The organism is Sorangium sp. So ce363, assembly GCF_051520435.1.
Lineage (GTDB): Bacteria > Myxococcota_A > Polyangia > Polyangiales > Polyangiaceae > Sorangium > Sorangium cellulosum_B.
Genome location: NZ_CP150333.1, coordinates 12,819,043 through 12,840,001 on the forward strand (window position 1 = coordinate 12,819,043; position 20,959 = coordinate 12,840,001).

Here is a 20,959-nt window from a genome sequence, read left to right on the forward strand (position 1 = left end):
TCACAGGGAGGCGGGGAGACGGGGAGATTTTTATCTTCTTTCTCTTCCTCCTCGCCTCCCCGTCTCCCTGTTGTTTTCTCCCGGATCCTCGACGTGATCGGTGTTCCTGCCGGGTGACGCGACGTTGACAGGCGTGACGCGACGCGGGCGCCGCAGTAGGCGTAGGCCTCGGTCGGACCAGGCGTCCGGCCCCGGGGAGACCATGACGGCGGCACACCTCGACGGCAGCGCGACGATCCCGCGCGAGAGCACGACGGACATCCTGCGGCGGATCGAGGCCGCGCACGGCACGTACGCCACGCCCCCCGCGCTCGCGTTCGACGCGGACGGCACCCTCTGGGAAGGGGACGTGGGCGTCGACCTCTTCGAGGCGTTCCTCGCGGGGCGCTGCGCGCGGCCCGAGGCGGAGGCGGCGCTGCGCCGCGAGGCCGAGGCGTTCGGCGTCGCCGCGGAGGGCGGCGCGCACGAGATCGCGAGCGCGCTCTACGCGGCGTTCAACGCCGAGCGCTACCCGGAGGACAGGGCCTTCGCGATGATGGCCTGGGCCTTCGCGGGGTGGCGCGAGGACGAGCTCGCGGCGCTCGTCGACCGCGTGCTCGAGGAGAGGGGCCACGCCGGGCGGATCCGGCCCGCGCTGCTGCCGATCCTCGACTGGGCGCGCTCGCGCGGCGTCCCGGTCTATGTCGTCTCGGCGTCGCCGCGCGCCGTGATCGTGCGCGCCGTCGCGCGCCTCGGCGTCGCGCCCGAGCGCATCGCCGCGATGACCCCGGCCGTCCGCGAGGGCCGGCTCGCCCCCGAGCTCGGCGCGCCCGCGACCTACGGCGAGGGGAAGATCCGCGCCCTCGAGCGCATCTTCCCCGAGCTCGCGGTGCTCGCGGCCTTCGGCGACAGCGCCTACGACGCCGCCCTGCTCCGGACGGCCTGGGTGCCCGTCGCGGTCTCCCCGAGCCCCAAGCTGCTCGCGGTCGCCGATACGATCCCCGGGCTCGTCCTGCTCGCCACCTGAGCTCTTGCCATGGCCACCCTCTCGCTCCGAGGCCTGACCCGAAGGTTCCCGAGCGCCGAGCGCCCCGCGCTCGCCGGCCTGGATCTCGACGTCGACGACGGCGAGCTGCTCGTCCTCGTCGGCCCCTCGGGCTGCGGCAAATCGACGGCGCTCCGGCTGATCGCGGGCCTCGACAGCCCCGACGGCGGCACGGTCTCGATCGGCGGGCGCGACGTGAGCCGCGTCGCGCCGGAGGACCGCGACGTGGCCATGGTCTTCCAGGGCTACGCGCTCTACCCGCACATGACCGCGCGCGACATCATGGGCTTCCCGCTCAGGATGCGCGGGGTCGCGCGGGAGGAGCGGGCGCGCCGCGTCGAGGAGGCGGCGGCGCTGCTCGCCATCGGCCACTTGTTAGAGCGGCGCCCCGGCGAGCTCTCCGGAGGCGAGCGCCAGCGCGTCGCCATGGGGCGCGCGATCGTGCGCGCCCCCGCGGCGTTCCTCTTCGACGAGCCGCTCTCGAACCTCGACGCCGCGCTGCGCGCCGAGCTCCGCGTCGAGCTCGCGGCGCTCGTGCGCCGCCTCGGCACGACGTCGGTCTACGTGACCCACGATCAGGTCGAGGCCATGACCATGGGCGACCGCATCGCCGTGCTCCGCGCCGGCGAGCTCCAGCAGGTCGGCCCGCCGCGCGCCATCTACGAGGCGCCGGCGAACACCTTCGTGGCCGGGTTCCTGGGCACGCCGGCGATCAACCTCCTCCCGCTCGAGCGCTCCGGCGAGCGCTACGAGGGCGCGGCGCTCTCGCTGCCCGCTCCGCCGGGGGTGGCGCTCCCCGACCGGGCCATCGCCGGCGTGCGGCCCGAGCACCTGCGCGTCGCGCCGGGGCGCGGATCGCACGGCGACGCGGGGGCGCAGGGCGAGGTGGAGGTCGAGGCGCGCGTCGTCGTGGCCGAGCCGCTCGGCGCCGAGACGTTCCTGTACCTCGACGCGGGCGGGACGCGGCTGCGGGCGCGGGCGCACGGCTTCGCGACGCCCGCGCCGGGCGAGGCGGTGCGCGCGCGGCTCGATCCGCGCGACGTGCTCTGGTTCGACGCGGGCTCCGGCGCGCGGATCGCCCCGCCGCGGGCGGCGTCATGAACGGGGAAGGCCGCGCCGTGCGCTCGCGGCGCGACGCGCTCCGGGCGCTCGCCGCGTCGCTCGCCGCGGCCGCGGCGGGATCCATCGGCTGCGCGCGGCGCGCGCGCGTCGTCGACGCGCGCGCCGAGGCCTCGCTGTGGTTCGCGTACGGCGGCAAGAACCGCGAGGTGCTCCTGTCGCTCGTCGACCAGTTCCACCGCGAGCAGGGCCGCTACCGCATCGACGCCGTGTACCAGGGCGACTACTTCGAGGCGCTCGCCAAGCTGCGGACCGCGCTCGCGGCGGGCGCGGCGCCCGCCCTGACGCACGTGGTCGGCGAGGTGGTGCCCTACCTGGCCGAGGCGGACGTGCTCGAGCCGCTCGATCGATTCCTCGCCGACGCGCCGGGCGGCGACCTCGACGTGGTCGAGGCCCTCGGCCAGTCGGGGACGTTCGTGGGCGGCGGCGAGCGCCCGCTCGTGTGCCTGCCGTTCAACCGATCGACGCCGATCGCCTACTACAACCGGGATGTGTTTCGCGAGCTCGGGCTGTCGCCGCCGACGACCTGGGAGGAGCTCCGCGCGACGGCCGCGCGGCTCGTCGTGCGCGACGGCGAGAGCACGCGGCGGTGGGGCTTCGAGTGCCCGGTCGACTGGTGGTTCTGGGCCGCGCTCGTCGGGCAAGCGGGCGGCGACGTCGTGGCCCCGGACGGCACGCCCACGCTCGGCGGGGAGGCGGGCGTGCGCGCCCTCCGGTTCTGGCAGACCCTCGTGCACGAGGACCGCACGATGAAGCCGCCGCCTGGGCGCGATTACAACGCGTGGCAGGTGACGAACACCGACTTCCTGGCAGGCCGGGTCGCGATGATCTGGACGTCGACCGCGTTCCTTCGATACCTGGAGGACAACGCGAGCCAGGCGGGCGCGGGGAAGTTCGAGGTCGGCGCCGCCCCGCTGCCGCGCGACGTGCGCGCCTCGGTGCCCACGGGCGGGACGATGTTCGTGATGCCGCGGGGCGCCGCGCCGGCGGCGCAGGAGGCGGCGTTCGCGTTCCTGCGCTGGATGATGCAGCCGGAGCAGGCGAACTCGTTCGCGACGCGGACGGGCTACATCCCCGTCTCGCGCCGCGGCCTCGAGGTGCTCAGGCAGGGCGGCTACTACGCCGCGCACCCGAACGACCGCGTCGCCGTGGACCAGCTCGCGCACGCCGCGCCCTGGCCCTGGTCTCCGGACCTGTTCCGCGTCCAGCGCGAGGCGGTGCAGCCCCGGCTCGAAGAGGCGGTGCTCGCCCCGCGCGACGCCGCCGAGACCCTCTCCGAGGCCGTCCGCGCGGCGCGCGAGCGATGAAGCCCAAACACCCCCTCTCGCCCTACCTGCTCCTCCTGCCCACCGCGGCCTTCCTGGCGGTGTTCTTCCTGTTCCCGCTCCTGCTCGCGGCCAAGAACAGCTTCTTTGCGTGGGACCTGCTCACGCCCCCGCGGTACGTCGGGCTCCGGAACTACGAGGTCCTCGTCGAGAGCGGCGAGCTCGCCGGCACCCTGCTCCGCACGCTCGGCTACAGCGCCGTCGTGGTGGCGCTCTCCGGCGCCCTGGGGCTCGCGCTGGCGGTGGCGCTCGATCGCCCTGGGCCGGTCTATGCCTTCGTGCGGGGCGCGGTGTTCAGCGCCTATGTCGTGTCGTGGGTCGCGGTGGCGCTCCTCTGGATGTGGATCCTCGACGCCGAGGGGCTCTTCACCGTCGCGCTCCGCTGGCTCGGCCTGCCGACGATGAGCTGGCTCGGCGATCCCCGCTCGGCGCTGCTCGCGCTGGCCGCGGTGAGCGTCTGGAAGATCACCGGCTATGCCATGGTCATCTTCCTGGCCGGCCTCCAGGACATCCCCCGCGCGCTCCACGAGGCGGCCGCGCTCGACGGCGCCGGCCCGTGGCGGCGGTTCCGCCACGTGACATGGCCGCTGCTCCGTCCGAGCGCCGCCTTCGTGGCGACGACGAGCCTCATCCTCTCCTTTCAAGCGTTCGACGTGATCCGCGTGATGACGCAGGGAGGGCCGGTCAAAGCGACGACCCTCTTCGTCTACGCGATCTACGAGCACGTCTTCGTGAACCTGCGGGTCGGCCGGGCCAGCGCCATGATCGTGATCTTCTTCGTCTTTTTGCTCCTGTTGACGGTCCTGCAGCTCTGGGCGCTCCGCGCGGGCGCGCCGCGCCAGGCGAGGCGGCCGTCGTGACGGCGGGGCAGAGCGGCGGCGCCGGCGCGGGGCTCTTCAACTCGCGCTCGCGCCGCCTCGTCTCGGACGCCGTGCTCGTCGTGGTGGCCATCGTGTGGCTCGGGCCGTATGCGTGGATGACGATCACCTCGCTGAAGACGCTGCCCGAGATCACCCGCGCTCCGGCTTACCCCTTGCCGCAGGCCCTCCAGCTCGGCGCGTACCGCGAGGTGCTCCAGGCGGTGCCGGTGATGCGGTATTTCGTCAACACCGTGCTCATGGCGACGGCCATCGCGCTCTTGCAGATCGCCCTCGCGCTCCCGGCCGGTTATGCGCTCGCGAAGCTGAGGTTCGTGGGGCGGAGCGCCGCGTTCGTCCTGGTGCTCTCGTGCCTCCTCATCCCGGCGCAGGTGACGTTCGTTCCGGTCTTCACGATGCTCGGCTCGGTCGGCCTCGTGAACACGTTCGGGGCGCTGATCCTGCCCTTCGGGGTGAGCGCGCTCGGCACGTTCCTCGTGCGCCAGGCGCTGCTCTCGGTCCCTGACGAGATCATCGAGGCGGCGAGGATGGATGGAGCTGGCGAGCTCAGGATCGTCTACCTGATCCTCGGCCCGATGCTGCGGCCGACGCTCTCGGCGCTGTTCCTGTTCAGCTTCGTCTTTCACTACAACGATTACTTCTGGCCGCTCGTCATGACGACCGACGACCAGGTGCGCACGCTGCCGCTCGCGATCGCCCTCCTCCGGGAGCAGGGGACAGGGGTCCGCTGGCACCTCGTGATGGCCGGCAACGTGATCCTGAGCCTGCCTGTGCTCCTCGTGTTCGCGGCGGCCCAGCGGCAGATCCTGCGCGCGGTGACGGCGCGGATCTGAGCGGCGCGGGCGCCCGGGCAGGCCCGGCGCCGGAGGCCGGCGATCGAGCGGCCTACCAGCCGGCGTGTGCATCGACGTGGCAGTGAGCGTCGGGCGCGATCGAGCCCTGCCATCGTCGCTGTCGCTGCCCCCTGCGCTTCGCTCCGGCGGGGGTCGACTGGAGGGTACAGCGCGCCGCAGCGTCGGCGGCAGAAGAGAGCGCTGCGCGGTTTGTTCTCGTCCGGACGCCCCTTTTTCTGGCCCGGTCGTCGCACCGGCTCCCGCCGGCCGCGGCAGCGCCGGCCAGGGCAGCGCCGGCCAGGCGCTGCGGAAGGAGAGCCACGATGACCACCACCGAGCCAATGATGCAGAAGCAGATGGTCCAGAAGGAAGAGGGCAAGATCACGACGAAGATCGAGGAGAGGACCGGCAGGATTCCGTCCGGCGCTTATCTCGGGTTGGCGATCGGCTCGATGGCGCTCTCGGCCAGCTTCATGCTGGCCGGCAAGAAGCAGATCGCGAACTTCATCGGCCAGTGGGTGCCATCGCTGCTCGTGATCGGCCTGTACAACAAGCTGGTCAAGATCGAGCACGAGCTGGGATACGGCGCCTATCGCTGACAGCCTTCCTCCCGAGCTCGGGCCTCGCGAGCTCGGGCCTCCATCCATCCAGCCGGCTGCTCGGCGCCCTCCGTGGCGCCGTCGCGACCCCAGGGTCGAGCGCCCGCCCCGGCGTGCGCGGCGCGTGACGCCCTTCGCGCCTCGCACGAGAACACGCGTTCCCGCTCCCACCTCCGGACGGCGCGCCGCCCGCGGGGATCGCCGCCGTCCAAATCTCGACATCTGGCTGGAATCCTTCTTGCTGAGCTCGCGCGCGCGGCGAACGGAGGAACCCATGCGTCTGCGCCTTTCTCGTTCTCTTGTCGTGGCAGGGCTCTTGTCCACGGGCGTTTTCTCGTCAGCTCTCACGGCGTGCGGCCCGGGGGATCCATCCCCGGTGGCCGGGGCCCCTGTCGGCGACCCTGATCAGGAGATCACGGTGGCGGACGTGCCCCCGCCGGCCATCAGCGGCGGAACGCTGATCGTCGCCGGCGACGGTCGCACGGCGGTGGCGGCGGACGCCGACCGCGATCGCGTCTGGATCGTCGATCTCGAGGGCGGCGAGCCGACGGCGGTCCTGCTGGAGCGCGGCGACGAGCCCGGGCGCCTCGTCGAGGACGCGAGCGGCCGGGTTCACGTGGCGCTCCGGCGCGCCGGCGCGGTGGTGACCCTCGATGTCGAGGCGCGGTCGGTCATCGCGCGCAGAGACGTCTGCCGCGCGCCGCGCGGGGTCGCCTACGACGCCTCGCGCGACGCCCTCCACGTCGCCTGCGCCGGCGGCGAGCTCGTGACGCTCCCGGCCTCCGGCGGCCCCGCCGTCCGGAAGCTCCGCCTCGCCCCCGACCTGCGCGACGTCGTGGTCGAGGGCGACCGGCTCCTGGTCAGCCGCTTCAGGTCCGCGGAGACGCTGGTCGTGGGCCCCGACGGCGCGGTGCTCTCGCGCCGCACGCTCCCCGTCTTCTACTCGAACGGGTTCGCCAACTCGGAGTATGCGCCGTCCGTGGCCTGGCGCATGGCGCCGCTCGCCGGCGGAGGTGCGCTGATGGTGCACCAGCGCGCGATGTCGTCGAAGGTCACCCTCAGCCCGGGCGGCTATTACCAGTCTGCCGACTGCGACGGGAACATCGTGCACGCCGCGGTCAGCAGGATCGACCCGGCGGACGTTCCTGACACATCGATCCCCTCGCTGCCCGCGGCCGCGATCCCGAATGTCTCGCTGCCGGTCGACATCGCGGTCGCGCCCGACGGCGCGCGGATGGCCATCGTGGCGGCCGGCAGACGCACCGTCGTGAGCGCGACCGTCGACAATCTGGAGCGCGACGCCGAGACGGCCAGCTGCAGCCCGGAGGTCACCGCAAACGCGCTGAGCGGGCAGCCGGTCGCCGTGGCCTTCGATGGCCAGGGCGGGATCGTCGTGCAGCTGCGGGAGCCGGCAGCCCTGGAGTTGGTCGGCCGGCGCATCATCGCGCTTCCGGGAGCGAGCGTGAAAGACACCGGCCACGAGATGTTCCACCGCCCGCCGAACGGCGTGAGCGCCGTGGCGTGCGCGTCGTGCCACCCCGAAGGGCACGAGGACGGGCGGACGTGGGACTTCGATCCGGTGGGCCTGCGGCGGACGCAGGCGCTGGGCGGCGGCATCCTGAAGACGGCGCCCCTCCACTGGAGCGGGGATCTGCAGGATCTCGAGGGCCTGATGGGGGAGGTGTTCGTCTCCCGCATGGGCGGCCAGCAGCCCGGCGCCCGGCGGCTCGACCTGATGGCCCGTTACATCGACAGCCTGCCCGCCTTCCCGGCGTCGCCGCCCGAGGACGACGCCGCCGTGGCGCGGGGCGAGGTGCTCTTCCATGACAAGCAGGTGGGCTGCGCGGAGTGCCACGGTGGCCCGATGCTCACCAACAACCGGAACGAGGACGTGGGCAAGGGCGAGCGGTTGCAGGTGCCCTCGCTCCTCGGCATCTCCGGGCGCGCCCCGTTCATGCACGACGGCTGCGCGGCGACGCTCCACGATCGCTTCGATCCGCTGTGCGGAGGCGACGATCACGGCGACATCTCCGGCCTGACCCCCGCGCAGCTGGACGATCTGGTCGCCTATCTCGAGTCCCTCTGAGCCTCCGGCGCGCCGCGCTCCTCGCGCGGTACGACCGAGGCGTTCCTCGACATCCGGGGCCGATTGCCACGCTACGAGCCCCCATCACCCGGCCGCCCGCGGAGCGGGGAAACCGCGTGTGACGGGGCGCCCGGCCCGGACGCGCCAGCGGCTGGCGCCGCGCTCTCCGACGGCACAGCCGTTGCTCGTCCATCGAAACAGACGCAACCAACGCAACAGACATCGCGGCTCGATGGACCCGGGCCACACGCACGGTCTGTCTTCCCCGCATGTTTCCGCACGTTCCCGCACGTTCGCACGTTCGCACGATCTCGCGATTCTCACGCTCTCACGACGGGGCGAGCCGGCGTTTCCGACGAAGCTGCCGACCCGCGAGGTGGAGCGGGCGCAAGGAGGGCACCATGCCTAGAGGCGACAAATCCAGCTACACGACCAAGCAGAAGCGGCAGGCCGAGCACATCGAAGAGGGGTACGAGAAGCGCGGGGTCTCCGAGGAAGAGGCCGAGCGGCGGGCCTGGGCGACCGTCAACAAGATGACCGGCGGGGGGAAGAAGTCGGGATCGGGGGTGGGCAAGCCAGTGAACAAGGAGCCGGCGAAGAAGGGGGGCCGCAAGGGAGGCGCCGCGTCCAGGGCGCGGCCGGCCGCCGCGAGGAGCGCGGCGGCGAAGAAGGCGGCGGCGACCCGCAAGCGGAACGCCGCGGCGAGCGCCGGACGGACCACGGCCGCGAAGAAGGCGCCGGCGAGGGCGAGGAAGAGCGCCGCGTCCAGCGCTCGCTCGCGCAGCTCCTCGGCCACGTCGACGAGCGGCCGCTCCCGCGCCGCGCAGGGCACGGCCCGCCGCGGCGGGGTGGGGGCCTCACGCAAGACGACCTCGGGGGCGAAGACCGGAGCGCGGCGCGCCGCGAGCGGGTCCTGACGCCCCGGCGAGAAGAGGAGAGGGGGCGACCATGCAGGAACTTCAGAGCAACGGAGCGACGAATGGCGAGGGCGGCCTGCTGGGCGACGAGTCCGGGCCGCAGGTAGAGAGCCGGAGAGGGCGCGCGTTCCTCACGACCCTTGTCCGGGAGCTGTTTCAGACGGAGCGCTCGGCGATGATCCACCCGCGGATCGAGGCGGAGCGCCTCGGCGATGTGCCGCCGGCGCACGCCATGCGGGCGGTCTCGACCCACGCGGAGGCCGCGCTGTCGGAGGTCCGCCCGCTCCTCCGCGAGCGCGGGCTGCCCGTCAGCGCGGGCGGCAGCATGGTGGGAGAGGCCTTCTCGGCCTTGCGCGATCACCTCGCCGATCACCTGCTCAGCACCGAGAGGTCCTACCGCGGCACGCTCCTCGGGATGCGGCACGGCGTCGACCTCGTCGAGCTGCTCCAGTACGTCGCGACCGTGGAGGGCGACACGCCCCTCGCCGCGTGGTGCGCGCGCTGGCTGTCGATGCGCAGGCCTCTGGTCGAGGCGGTCGCCGACGAGCTCGCGTGGTTCGCGGCGCGCCCGATGCGCGCGACGCGGGCGGCGAAGGACGACGTCGCCGCCCACCTCCTCCGGGGCCTCGTGAACGGCATGGAGCTCGCGGCGCAGCGGCTCCGCCGTCTCGTCACGTTCGCGGGTTGACTCCCGCCGGCCGCGCGCGGAGACACCCCGGCGCTGGGCCGCGCGCGGCGTCGCGCGCTGCGTCGAAGCCGAGGAGGATGCGCAGTGGAGCAGGGGATTCCGACGTGGGGCACGCCTATCGAGCTCCTGGAGAGCCACGGGCCCGGCGTCTCGGGCGCGCTGTTCATCGCGGTCGTCGGGTGGACGGCCGCGGCCTGGGCCGCGCGGAGCGTGCGGTCGCTCGGCAAGAAATGGACGCAGGTCGACGCGACCCTCATTCCCCTGCTGGCCAGCGTAAGTCGACTCACCATCTTGACGGTCACCGCCATGGCCGTGCTCGAGCGCTTCGGCGTGGACACGAAGAGCCTGTTCGCCGTGCTCGGCGCCGCGGGTCTGACCATCGGCCTCGCCCTCAAGGACACGCTGTCGGACGTGGCCGCCGGGCTGGTCTTGCTCGTGCTCCGTCCGTTCGATGTCGGCGACGCGATCGAGGTCGACGGGACCTCCGGCGTCGTCGACGCCATCGACGTGTTCCAGACCAAGCTGACGAGCTTCGATGGCGTCCCGATCACGCTGCCGAACTCCAAGGTCCGGTCCGCCAAGATCCAGAACTTCACCCGGGCGCAGCGCCGGCGCATGGACCTCACGATCGGCGTCAGCGCCACCGCCGACATCGCTCACGCCATCGCCACGCTGCGGGACGTCCTCTCGAACGAGCCGCGCGTGCTGCCGGAGCCGGCGCCGTCGGTCGACGTTGTCGAGCTCGCGGACGAGAAGGTCAACCTGCTCGTCCGCGCCTGGACCCTCCCCGCCGACTTCTTCCCGGCGCGGCTCGAGCTCACGCGCCACTTCAAGGAGCGGCTCGACGCCGAGGGGATCGTCGTCCCGATTCCCCAGCGCGAGCTGCATATCCCCCTTCGCGAGCCGGAGCGGCGCTCTACCCCGTTCCTCTGAGGCGGCGCGCGCGTTCGAGAGGGCCCGGAGGCGACCCCGCCGCGCCGCCTCTCGCCCCTGCGCCAGGTCAGGGCGTGCCCATCAGGAGATAATACCAGGTGCCCACCTCGATGGCGTTCGGGTGCGTCCCGCTCACCCGGGTCAGCGTGCGCGTGAAGATCTTCTTGTTGAACGCAAGGCCGTTGCTCGGCGCCTGCGTATTCACGTACCAGGCGGCCGCCATCAGGGCCGATGTCTGGTTGTCCTTCTCGAACAGGACTCCCATCTTCATCTGGCTGTCGTCGGGGCTCGGCAACCGGTAAAGGTACCCGGTGCGGGTCCCCGGGACGGAGCGCGTCCCCTGCGTCCAGTCGCCCTGGGTCGGGTTCCGGGGGGCCGTGAACTGGTTGCTCGGGCTCACGACGTCCAGGAACGCGTCGAGCGCCGGCGCCGTGAAGCTCGGGATCACCTCGGACGTGAAGGTCAATGTGTTCGAGAAGGTGAGCGTGTTCGCCCACCGCCAGTACTCCGTCTGCGCCTGGAAGGTGAGCTGGCCATTGGAAACACCGTTGCTCCCGAGGGCCACGATCCGGACGAGATCCGCGTTCGAAAAGATCCTGAGCCTCACGTCCGGCGGGATCTGGTCGGTCACACCGGAGCCCGGTTTGGCCTTCGCCGGGCTGCGCGTCGAGATGGAAGCGCCGGCGGCGGGCGCACCGAACGTTGAGTCTGCATCGTTGCTCATGGTTGCGCTCTCTCCTGGGATGACGATCACGACAGCATCGATCGCAGCGCGCAGGCCCTGCCCAGCCCGCGCTCCGGCGGCGGCGCGGTCGCGCGTGCGTGTTCACGACGCGCGACCCGCGCGGCCTCACCCGGCGTCGACGAAAGGAAACCTGGATCCTCCCGGCCGCGGCGTCGATGACAGGCGGTCACGCGCGAGGGCCGGCGCGCTCCGTCCGCGGCCCGATGTTCAGTACCGGACCACCTCGACCGCCTCGGTGCCGAGCCGGATCTGCCGCGACGTCGTCCGGCGCTCGACGAGCGAGCCGGCGTCGAGCACGCCCGCGCGCGCGAGCTGCTGGCGGGCGCGGAAGACGTTGACGTTGAGGTGATGGAGGTCGAGCCGCAGCTTGCCGAGCAGGTCATCGACGTAGCGCCACCCGCGCTCGGCCGGGGGCAGCCCGGTCTCCCGGTCGCGCAGCCGGGAGCGCGCCAGCATGAGGAGCAGCTCGTGGTGGGCGCGCGCGGCGAGCTGGATGACCTTTTCCCCCTGCACCAGGGCGACGGTGATGTGCTCCTCGTCGTGGCTCACCTCGAAGCGCAGGACGGTGAGGCCGAGGAGCTTGGGGCTCGCCGCGCTCGACGCGGTCGTCGGCACGACGGCGTCGAGCGCCTGCGGCGGGACGCGCAGGACCCAGGCGCCGCCGGCCTCGATGCGCTCCTGATCCACGGCCGGGCGCGTGCTCCCGTCGATCTCGATCTGCCAGACGCCGTGCTGATCCTCGAAGAGCGTCACCCGGGGGTCGGCGGCGTCCGGCAGCGCGAGCAGGCCCTCCTCCGCCGGGCGCACCTCGCCGGTGAGCTCGGCCCGCGCGCTCGTGACGGGCGCTCCGGCCTCCTCCACGGTCCAGCGCTCGGCGTCGCCGCCGAACACGAGCTCCGTCCCCGCGTCGAGCGCGACCCGCTCGGCGGACGTGAGCCGCCGGCCGCTGACGTGCGTGCCGTTCGTGCTGCCGAGGTCGCGGATCCACCAGCGAGCCCCGTCCCAGAACAGGACGGCGTGCTCGCCGGAGGCGCAGCGGTCCCGGAGGCGCACGGCGCAGTCGCGCGCTCGGCCGACCCGCGCGCGCGCCGGGAGCGTCACGCGAACGCCGTGGGCTTCATGCTTCAAGACCGCCATGGATGCAGCGTAAGATGCTGCCGCCGACCACATCAACGGCGTCGAAGGCAAGGCCCCCATGAGCGATCCCGCGGCACTCCTCAGGAAGCTGGCGGGTGAGCTGCACCTGTCTCCCTCGGCATGCGCGGAGATCCAGCGGGCGCTCGCCGAGCACGCCGCGCGCAGCCTCACGGAAGAGCTGCCGGCGACCGTGGTCCGGGACGCGCCGGCGGCGCCGAGAGGCGCGCCGGGGCCCAACGGGGAGGCGCCGGCGGCGGCCGGGGGCGCGCCCGGGCTGACCGGGGACGCATCGGCGGCGGCCGAGCGCCGCCCGAGCGCCGCGCCTCCGGCGGTCCACGCGCCGGTCGCCGCGTGGCCCTGGGACCGTTACGAGGATCTCGGGCTCATCGGCCGCGGGGGCATGGGCGAGGTGCGGCGCGTGCGCGATCGCGTGATGGGCCGCGTGCTCGCCATGAAGCTGCTGCGCATCGAGGGGCAAGACGACGCGGACGGCCGGGCGCGCTTCCTCGACGAGGCGCGCCTCACGGCGTGCCTTCAGCACCCAGGGATCGTCCCCGTCCACGACTGCGGGATGCTCCCGAACGGCCAGCTCTGGTTCACGATGAAGGAGGTCCGCGGCCGCACGTTGAGCGCGCTGATCCGCGCGCTCCACGCCTCGGGCGAGGCGGGCCCCTCGCCCGAGGCGCTGCGCCGCGTGCTCGACGTCTTCGTCCGCGTCTGCGAGGCCGTCGCGTACGCGCACGGCCAGGGCGTCCTCCACCGCGATCTCAAGCCGGACAACGTCATGATCGGCGAGTTCGGCGAGGTCCTCGTGATGGACTGGGGCATCGCCCGTGCGACCGCGCGCGGCGCGCTGGCGGACGCGCTCCCGGACAGCGGCCACCACACGCACGTGGGCCTGGTCCTGGGGACGCCGGTCTACATGCCCCCGGAGCAGGCGCGCGGCGAGGCCGAGCAGCTCGGGCCCCCCAGCGACGTGTACGCCCTCGGGGCCGTCCTGTACGAGCTCCTCTGCGGCGAGCCTCCGTTCCGGGGGCCGGCGCTGGCCGTCCTGGCGCAGGTGGTCCAGCGGTCGCCCGAGCGGCTCGCCGTCCGGTGCCCTGACCAGATCCCTCGGGATCTCATCGCGATCTGCGAGCGGGCGATGGCGCGCGAGCCGCCTTCGCGTTACGCGAGCGCCGAGGTGCTCGCCGCGGAGATCCGCGGCTTCCTCGACGGCGCCCGCCGCCGCGAGCGGGCGCGCGCCCTGGTCGAGGAGTCGCGCGCGCTGGCGCCGCAGATCGAGGGCCTGCGCGCGCGCGCCCGGGCCCTCCGGGCCGAGGCGAAGGCGGTGCTCGGGCGCCTCGACTCGTTCGCGCCCGCCGCCGAGAAGGCGCAGGGGTGGGCGCTCGAGGACGAGGCGCGCGCGCTCGACCGCGCCGCCGCCCTGGACGAGGCGACCTGGCACCAGAAGCTCCGCGCCGCGCTCAACGAGGCCCCGGACTTCGACGAAGCGCACGCGGCGCTCGCCGACGCCCACCTGGCCGATCTGCGGGCCGCCGAGGAGGCCCGCGACGCCGAGGCCGCGGCGCGCGCCGAGGCGTTCCTCAGGGCGCACGCGCGCGAGCGGCACGCGGTCTTGCTCCGCGGCACCGGGGCCCTCTCGCTGCGGACCGACCCCGAGGGGGCGCAGGTCTGGCTGCTCCGCTATGTCGAGCAGGAGCGCCGGCTTCGCGCCGAGCCTCAGGGCCTCCTCGGTCACACGCCGCTCTGCGAGGTCCCGCTCGCGCGCGGCAGCTACCTGCTCTCGATCCGCGCGCCCGGGTACCGCGAGGCGTCGTACCCCGTGAAGATCGGCCGCGGCGAGCACTGGGACGGCGTGCGTCCGGGCGGCGCGGAGCCGTTCGTCGTGCCCCTCCTGCCCTCGGAGGCGCTCGGCGAAGAGGACGTCTACGTGCCGGCGGGCTTCTTCTCGGCCGGCGGAGACCCGCAGGCCGGCGACGGCTTGCCGGCGTGCCGGATCTGGGTCGACGGCTTCGTGGTGCGGCGGCACCCGGTGACGCAGGCCGAGTACCTCGCCTTCCTGAACGATCTGCTCGCGCGCGGGCGCGAGGCGGAGGCCGCGGCGGCGTGCCCGCGCGCGGCCCGCGCGATCGCCGGCAACGTGGACATCCCGCTGTTCGCGCGCGACGGGGACGGGCGCTTCGTGCTCGGCCCGCAGGCGCGCGCGGAGCAGGCGCGGCACCCGGTCGCCTCGGTGGACTGGCGCAGCGCCGTCGCCTACGCGTCCTGGCTGGAGGCGCGCACCGGCGCGCCGTGGCGCCTCGTCGGCGAGCTCGAGCGCGAGAAGGCCGCGCGCGGCGTCGACGGGCGCTTCTTCCCCTGGGGGGACGAGCCCGAGCCAACGTGGGCTTGCATGGTGGGCGGCCGCCCCGGCCCCGCGAGCCCGGCGCCGGTGGACGACCATCCGACGGACGAGGGCCCCCACGGCGCCCGGGGCCTCGCGGGCAACATCCGCGACTGGTGCGCCGAGCTGTGGATGCCCGACGGCCCCACGGTGGTCGACCGCATCGCGCGCCTCCAGCCAGCGGACGCGGCGGCTCCGGGGCTCCGCTCGATCCGCGGGGGCGCGTGGAGCTCCGGGCCCCCCGCGGTGTGCCGCGCGGCAGGTCGCTTCGCCGCGCGCCCGGAGGATCGCTTCAGCGCCGTGGGCTTCCGTCTCGCCCGGCCAGTCGTCGCTGGCGGGTAGCCGGCGGTCGCCGGCGCGCAGGGGGATGCGGTCGGACGCGGCGACCGGCCGTGTTTGGCTGCTGAGCCCGCATCGCAGCGCTGGCGCCGGGGAACGGCCTGGTATCAGACGGCGACAGACGGCGACAGACGGCGGATGTCGCGTTTGCACTCGAGCGCTAAGGTCGTGGGGACAGCCTGTGTCCACGAGGTCCATGGAGAACACGGATTCGCGTCAAGAAATGGCGGAGCTCTCCGAAGCGGCCTCGCCCGCGGCGGCAGAGCCCGCTGCGGCGCCCCTGCAGTGCGGCGAGGCGGGGGCTGCGCGGCTCGATCAGGAGCGCCCTGCGCTGCACGAGTCCCCCGCGGACCGCGCGCTGGTCGACGCCTTCTTCCAGGCCACGACCGCGGGGCTAGCGGTGATCGACCGCGATCTCCGCGTGGTGCGGCTCAACCAGGCGCTGGCAGACATCAACGGGATCCCCCTCGAGGCGCACCTCGGCAGGACGATCCCCGAGCTGCTCCCGGAGATGAGCGACGTGATCGTTGCCAATCTCCGGCGCGTCCTGGAGACGGGCGAGGCGTTCACCGCCGAGGTGATGGGGACGACGCGGGCGTCGGAGCGACCGCGCTCCTGGCTGGTCAATTACGCGCCTGTGCGGGCGAAGGGCGGGCCCGTCATGGGTGTGGGGACGATCGTCCTCGACATCACCGAGCGCAAGCAGACGGAGGACAGGCTCCAGGAAGAAGGGGAGACGCTCGAGCTGCTCAATCGCGCCGGCAAGCAGCTCGCCGCCGAGCTGGATCTGGAGAAGCTCGTGCAGGCGGTGACCGACGCGGCCACCCGCCTGAGCGGCGCCCAGTTCGGCGCGTTCTTTTACAATGTCACGAACGCCGAGGGGAAGAGCTACATGCTCTACACCATCTCTGGCGTGCCCCGAGAGCACTTCTCCGGGTTCCCGATGCCGCGCAACACGGCCGTGTTCGCGCCGACCTTCAATGGAGAGGGCGTGGTGCGGCTCGATGATGTCACGAAGGACCCGCGCTACGGGAACAACGCCCCTTACCACGGGATGCCGAAGGGCCACTTGCCTGTCGTCAGCTACCTTGCCGTGCCGGTGGTCTCCCGTTCGGGGCATGTCATCGGCGGGCTGTTCTTCGGGCACTCCGAGCGGGGTGTCTTCACCGAGCGGGCGGAGAAGCTGGTGGTCGGCCTCGCGGCTCAGGCCGCCATCGCGATGGATAACGCGCACCTGTTCCGGAAGGCGCAGCAGCTCATCCAGGCGCTCGAGCGGAGCAACAACGAGCTCGACCGCTTCGCCTACGTGGCGAGCCACGACCTGAAGGCGCCGCTCCGCGCCATCGCGAACCTCTCGCAGTGGATCGAGGACGATCTCGTGGACAAGGCGACGCCGGAGACGCGCCAGTACATGGAGCTCCTCCGCTCGCGGGTGGTCCGGCTGGAGGCGCTCATCGACGGGATCCTGCGCTACTCGCGCGCTGGACGCCTCCGCGACAAGCCCGAGATCGTGGACGTCCAGAAGCTCCTCGAGGACGTCGTCGCCCTGCTCACGGTCCCTGCGGGCGCGTCGATCGAGGTCGCGACGGGCATGCCGACGCTCCTCGCCGAGCGGAGCCCGCTGGAGCAGGTGTTCCTGAACCTGATCGGTAATGCGCTGAAGTATGCCGAACGCCCCGACGCGCGCGTCGATGTGCGGGGGCGGGCGCTGGGCGATCTCTGGGAGTTCTCGGTGAAGGACAACGGGCCCGGGATCGACCCGCGATACCACGGGAAGGTATGGGAGATCTTCCAGACCCTGCACGCGCGCGACAACATCGAGGGGACGGGCATCGGGCTCGCGATCGTCCAGAAGATCGTGCTCAGCAAGGGGGGGCGTGTGTGGGTCGAGTCCGAGCAGGGCGCCGGCGCCACGTTCTTCTTCACCTGGCCTCGGATGGAGACGGAGGGCGGGCTCGGCATGCGCTGAGGAGCGCCGGCTGTGGCGCGGCGCGCGCGGCGCGAGGCGAGCGTGGCAATCCGCCACGCTCCGCGCCGCCTGACGGAGCCGGAGCGTCGCGGCCGCTCGCCGCGGGGCGGTGGCGCGCGATCTGCTTTCTCGCTGTCGGGTGGGCATGGGCCCTTGCCCCATGCCGGGAGCGCGACGGTGAAGCATCGATCCATGGTGGTCCTCCTGAACTGCTCCTCCCGGTCGAACCGCGCGGCGGCGCAGCGCGCGCGGCTCGGGGAGCTCCTGAAAGAGAGCGGCCTCACGGCGGAGGTGCTGTGCGCCGAGAAGGGGCAGCAGCTCGGGGAGCTCGCCCGCCGTGTGGCGCGGGGGCCTTGCGACCTCGTCGTGGCCGGCGGCGGCGACGGGACGGTGAACACCGTCGCCGCCGCGATCGCCGGCACGGACAAGACGATGGGTGTCCTTCCGCTCGGCACGGTGAACCATTTCGCCAAGCACCTCGGCGTTCCGCTGTCCCTCGAGGCCGCCGTGCGCACGCTCGTCGAGGGGCGGCGCGTCCGGGTCGATGTCGGCGAGGTCAACGGCCGGGTCTTCGTGAACAACTCGACGCTGGGCATCTACCCGGGCATCGTGCGCGCCCGCGAGGCGCTCCGGAAGCGGCGTGGGCTCAACAAGTGGATAGCCCTGGCGCTGTCGACCATCTCCGGGATCCGGCGGCACGAGAGCGTCCGTCTCCGGCTCGTCCTGGATGGGCAGGAGGTCGAGCTGGAGACGCCGTTCGTGTTCGTCGCGAACAACGATTTCAAGCTTGGTGACGTGGACATCGGCCGCCAGCGCCCGCCGTGCTCGGGTGAGCTCGGTGTGTGCGTGGCGCACGCGGAGAGCCGCCTCTCCACGATCAAGCTCATCGCCAGCGCGGCCGTCGGGCGCATTCATCAATCGAACGATTTCAGTATCCTACGAACGACGGAGCTCCGGGTGGAGGCGCCCCACCGCCGCCTCCATGTGGCCGCGGACGGCGAGGTCCTCAGGATGACGCCGCCGCTCTGCTATCGCGTGCGGCCTGCAGCGCTGCGCGTCATCGTGCCGCTGTCGTCCGAGCTCCGCGCGGGCTCGCGGCGGCAGGAGGACCCACCTCGCCCGGTCGCGGCGCTGGGGGGATGAGGCGCCGTGCGCACGCTCGTACACCTGTCGGATCTGCACTTCGGCCGCGTCGACAAGGCCATCCTCCGCCCGCTGATCGACAGGATAGGGGGGCTCGAGCCGCACGTGGTCGTGATCTCCGGCGATCTGACCCAGCGGGCGCGCGACGCCGAGTTCGCCGAGGCGCGCGCCTTCCTCGACGCGCTGCCCTCGCCGCAGATCGTGGTGCCTGGCAACCACGATGTCCCGCTCTACAACCTGTTCGACCGGTTCTTCCGCCCGCTCGACAGGTACCGGAGCCACATCACGGACGACCTCTCGCCGTTCCACCTCGACGCGGAGATCGCCATCCTGGGCATCAACACCGCGCGCTCGCTGACCATCAAGGAGGGGCGCATCAACGCGCGGCAGGTCGAGGGGATCAAGGCGAGGATGTGCGAGCTCGGGCCCGAGATCACGAAGATCGTGGTCACGCACCACCCGTTCGATCTGCCGGAGAACTCGCCGCATGCGATCGTCGGGCGCGCGAGGCAGGCGATGGCGGCGCTCGCGGGCTGCGGCGTCGACGTCATCTTGTCGGGGCACCTGCACCTCAGCCACACGGGGCACTCCGCGGAGCGCTTCGAGGTCGGCGGCCACTCCTCGCTGATCGTCCAGGCCGGGACCGCGACCTCCACGCGTGGCCGGGGCGAGCAGAACGCCTTCAATGTGATCCGCGTCGATGGGAAGAAGATCCATATCGAGCGGTATTTCTGGCAGCCGGAAGGCGGCCTCTTCGGGGTCGCGAGCACCGAGCATTTCGAGGAGACGTCGCGCGGCTGGGTGCGGGCGGCGTAGGGGGCACGGGCCCATTCGCCGTCGTGAGCTTCCGCAGGAGGCTAGACAACGCGGCCGCCACGCCGCTCGGCGCGCCGCGCGCTGGAATCTCGCGCACTGCGCGCCGCGGTGGGCGTAGCATGGGGTCACGTTGGCCCCGCCCCGCATGAAGAGCTCGTCCCGTGAACGCTCTGGCATGCCGCCCGTAGCGCTGCCGCGCCCAGGGAATGCCAGGATCGCGCTGATCGCCCTCGTCGTCGCGGGAGCAGTCGGTCTGACGTCCTGGTGGACCGCGCGGCCTGCGGGCGGCCCCGAGGGCTCGCCGCCCAGCCCGACCGCGCACAGCGGCGCCGTCGAACCCGGAGCGCGCCCGGTCGCGGCCGTCGAGGGCATCGCCGCGCGCTACCGCATCACGCCGGCGAGCCCTGCGTGGAAGAGGATTCACCTCGAGCGGGGGCCGTCCGCGCAGGACGGGAGCGTGGATCTCGCGTTCCTTCACGAGCCTACCTCCGCCTCGCTCTCGGTGAAGGTGCTTCCCGTCGCCAACGAGGCGCTCACCGCGGATGACGTCGCGAACACCTTCGTGCAGAGGATGCGGGATGGGATGTCCGGTCTGGACGAGACCCGCCGCGAGCCGTTCCCTGGCCGCGCCGCGGGCGGGGTGGTCGTCCACGCGCGCGATCAGAAGGACGCGCACCGCGTCGAGCTGATGACGGGCGTCTTCGTCCAGGACCAGATCGGCTATCACCTGGCCGGCATCGTCCCCGCGGAGGCGATGGCCAAGGTGCGCCCGGACCTCGAGGCCATGCTTCGCTCCTTCGAGCCGCCGCCGCCCGAGCCTCCCCAGCGCGCGCTCCCCGAGCGCCCCCTCGCGCTCCCGGCTCCGCCCGAGCCGCCCGCGCAGCGCGATGGCCACGATCTCCGCAAGATCGAGGCCGTGCGGCTCTTCATGGAAGCGCGGAGGGCTGCCGCGCACGGCGATTACCAGGCCGCGGCGCAGATCCAGCACTGGGCCGTGGCTGGCGGGGTGGACGGGAAATACGACCTGGCGTGCTATTATGCCCGCACCGGGCAGCTCGACGCCTCCTTCCACTGGCTGGAGCGCGCTGCGGTCGAGGAGGGCGTCGACCCGGACTGGGCGGCCCGGGACTCCGATCTGGAGGCGCTGCGCAGCGATGCGCGATGGGCGACGGTCTATCCCTACCTGGCGCGCGCCGGGCGCTACTGGGGGCAGTCCGGGATCAAGAAGACGCTCCTGGTGCTCCCGAAGGGCTATCGCACCGGCAAGCCGATCCCGGTCGTGATGGGCATGCACGGCCTGGGGTCGCAGCCGGAGGATTTCATGGACGGGAGCGTCCAGCGCGCCGCCGACGCGCTCTCGGTCGCTTTCGTCTCGGTGAGCGGCACCCTGCCGCGCGGACCACGCAAGTTCGTGTGGTCCGAGTCGCCCGCGCGCGACCGCGCGCGGCTGGACGAGGCGCTCGCCGAGGTGCGCGACCGGGTGACCATTGCCCCCGGCCAGGTGATCCTGATCGGCTTCTCGCAGGGCGGCCAGATGGCCGCCGAGATAGCGGCCCGGGATCCGCGCCACTACGCCGGTGCCGTCGTCATGTCTCCCGGGTCCGTCACCGAGCTCTCGCTCGGCGGCGTGCCGCGCTCGCCCGCGCTCGCCCAGCGCCGCTGTGTCGTGGTGGTCGGCGCCGGCGAGTCGCCGGGCAACGTCCGGCTCGCCGAGCGCGACGCCACGCGGCTGCGCGCGCTCGGCGCCGAGGTCTTCCACAAGCCCTACGCGGAGCAGCAACAGCACTCCTTCTCGCCGGACTTTGACACCGCGCTCCCGATCTGGATTCGCTACATCCTCGGCACGGGCCCGAGGCCCCGGTAGCCCGCGACCCGCCAGGCGCGTCCCGCTCGCGGTCGCGCACGAGAACGACGCGCGCTGCGATCCGACAGACACGTTATGCGTGGTGCCGACTCAATCCGTGCGCTCACGATGCGAAATGGGCGATCTCTGGAGAATGCGCGTCGTCTCGTTCTTCGCGA

16 protein-coding genes and 1 pseudogene are annotated in these 20,959 nt (G+C 72.8%); 15 read left to right on the top strand and 2 right to left on the bottom strand.

What is annotated here, in order from left to right; translation table 11 throughout:
- Positions 1-202 precede the first annotated feature (202 nt).
- From WMF12_RS48320 to WMF12_RS48365, 10 genes and pseudogenes are all read left to right on the top strand, one after another.
- On the top strand, positions 203-1,006 hold the full coding sequence (locus WMF12_RS48320) for an HAD family hydrolase (protein ID WP_437858144.1): 804 nt from the start codon (positions 203-205) through the stop codon (positions 1,004-1,006).
- 9 nt (positions 1,007-1,015) lie between these two features.
- Entirely contained in the window at positions 1,016-2,125 is a 1,110-nt protein-coding gene (locus WMF12_RS48325) for an ABC transporter ATP-binding protein (RefSeq protein WP_437743453.1), read from the top strand.
- Positions 2,122-3,450, top strand: coding sequence for an ABC transporter substrate-binding protein (locus WMF12_RS48330; protein WP_437858165.1), 1,329 nt, complete (start codon positions 2,122-2,124; stop codon positions 3,448-3,450). The genes WMF12_RS48325 and WMF12_RS48330 overlap by 4 nt, the downstream gene beginning before the upstream one ends.
- Positions 3,447-4,328: a carbohydrate ABC transporter permease gene (locus WMF12_RS48335; protein ID WP_437858180.1), complete on the top strand. Its 882-nt coding sequence runs from the start codon at positions 3,447-3,449 to the stop codon at positions 4,326-4,328. The genes WMF12_RS48330 and WMF12_RS48335 overlap by 4 nt, the downstream gene beginning before the upstream one ends.
- On the top strand, positions 4,325-5,179 hold the full coding sequence (locus tag WMF12_RS48340) for a carbohydrate ABC transporter permease (protein ID WP_437743456.1): 855 nt from the start codon (positions 4,325-4,327) through the stop codon (positions 5,177-5,179). Before WMF12_RS48335 ends, WMF12_RS48340 begins: the two co-directional genes overlap by 4 nt.
- Positions 5,180-5,502: 323 nt before the next feature.
- Positions 5,503-5,778, top strand: a complete 276-nt coding sequence (locus WMF12_RS48345; RefSeq protein ID WP_437858196.1) for a hypothetical protein — start codon at positions 5,503-5,505, stop codon at positions 5,776-5,778.
- A 376-nt stretch (positions 5,779-6,154) separates the two neighbouring features.
- Positions 6,155-7,864 (top strand): cytochrome-c peroxidase, encoded by a 1,710-nt coding sequence (locus WMF12_RS48350; RefSeq protein WP_437858206.1) that lies wholly within the window; start codon positions 6,155-6,157, stop codon positions 7,862-7,864.
- 401 nt (positions 7,865-8,265) lie between these two features.
- Positions 8,266-8,568 (top strand): annotated as a pseudogene (locus WMF12_RS48355) (hypothetical protein); the annotation flags it as partial.
- Between the two features lie 244 nt (positions 8,569-8,812).
- Entirely contained in the window at positions 8,813-9,469 is a 657-nt protein-coding gene (locus WMF12_RS48360; RefSeq protein ID WP_437858213.1) for a hypothetical protein, read from the top strand.
- Positions 9,470-9,553: 84 nt separating this feature from the next.
- Positions 9,554-10,402 carry a mechanosensitive ion channel family protein gene (locus WMF12_RS48365; protein ID WP_437858223.1) on the top strand — a complete coding sequence of 283 codons (849 nt, stop codon included), beginning with the start codon at positions 9,554-9,556 and terminating at the stop codon, positions 10,400-10,402.
- Positions 10,403-10,469: 67 nt separating this feature from the next.
- Here the strand turns inward: WMF12_RS48365 and WMF12_RS48370 are convergent, their stop codons facing one another.
- Both WMF12_RS48370 and WMF12_RS48375 read right to left on the bottom strand, forming a co-directional pair.
- Positions 10,470-11,126, bottom strand: coding sequence for a hypothetical protein (locus WMF12_RS48370; RefSeq protein WP_437858228.1), 657 nt, complete (start codon positions 11,124-11,126; stop codon positions 10,470-10,472).
- A 228-nt stretch (positions 11,127-11,354) separates the two neighbouring features.
- The gene (locus WMF12_RS48375; protein WP_437743462.1) at positions 11,355-12,284 is read right to left on the bottom strand and encodes an FHA domain-containing protein; all 930 of its coding nucleotides are present in this window, start codon (positions 12,282-12,284) and stop codon (positions 11,355-11,357) included.
- Between the two features lie 58 nt (positions 12,285-12,342).
- Between WMF12_RS48375 and WMF12_RS48380 the strand changes: the two genes are divergently transcribed.
- The 5 genes from WMF12_RS48380 (at position 12,343) to WMF12_RS48400 (ending at position 20,801) form a co-directional block, all read left to right on the top strand.
- Positions 12,343-15,012 (top strand): protein kinase domain-containing protein, encoded by a 2,670-nt coding sequence (locus WMF12_RS48380; RefSeq protein WP_437858241.1) that lies wholly within the window; start codon positions 12,343-12,345, stop codon positions 15,010-15,012.
- A gap of 220 nt (positions 15,013-15,232) precedes the next feature.
- A complete protein-coding gene (locus WMF12_RS48385) occupies positions 15,233-16,978 on the top strand; it encodes a sensor histidine kinase (protein WP_437858265.1) in 1,746 nt (581 codons plus the stop codon).
- Between the two features lie 177 nt (positions 16,979-17,155).
- The gene (locus WMF12_RS48390) at positions 17,156-18,121 is read left to right on the top strand and encodes a diacylglycerol/lipid kinase family protein (RefSeq protein WP_437858277.1); all 966 of its coding nucleotides are present in this window, start codon (positions 17,156-17,158) and stop codon (positions 18,119-18,121) included.
- A gap of 6 nt (positions 18,122-18,127) precedes the next feature.
- Positions 18,128-18,937, top strand: a complete 810-nt coding sequence (locus tag WMF12_RS48395; RefSeq protein WP_437858287.1) for a metallophosphoesterase family protein — start codon at positions 18,128-18,130, stop codon at positions 18,935-18,937.
- Positions 18,938-19,112: 175 nt separating this feature from the next.
- The gene (locus WMF12_RS48400) at positions 19,113-20,801 is read left to right on the top strand and encodes an alpha/beta hydrolase (RefSeq protein ID WP_437858300.1); all 1,689 of its coding nucleotides are present in this window, start codon (positions 19,113-19,115) and stop codon (positions 20,799-20,801) included.
- The last annotated feature ends 158 nt before the right edge of the window (positions 20,802-20,959 follow it).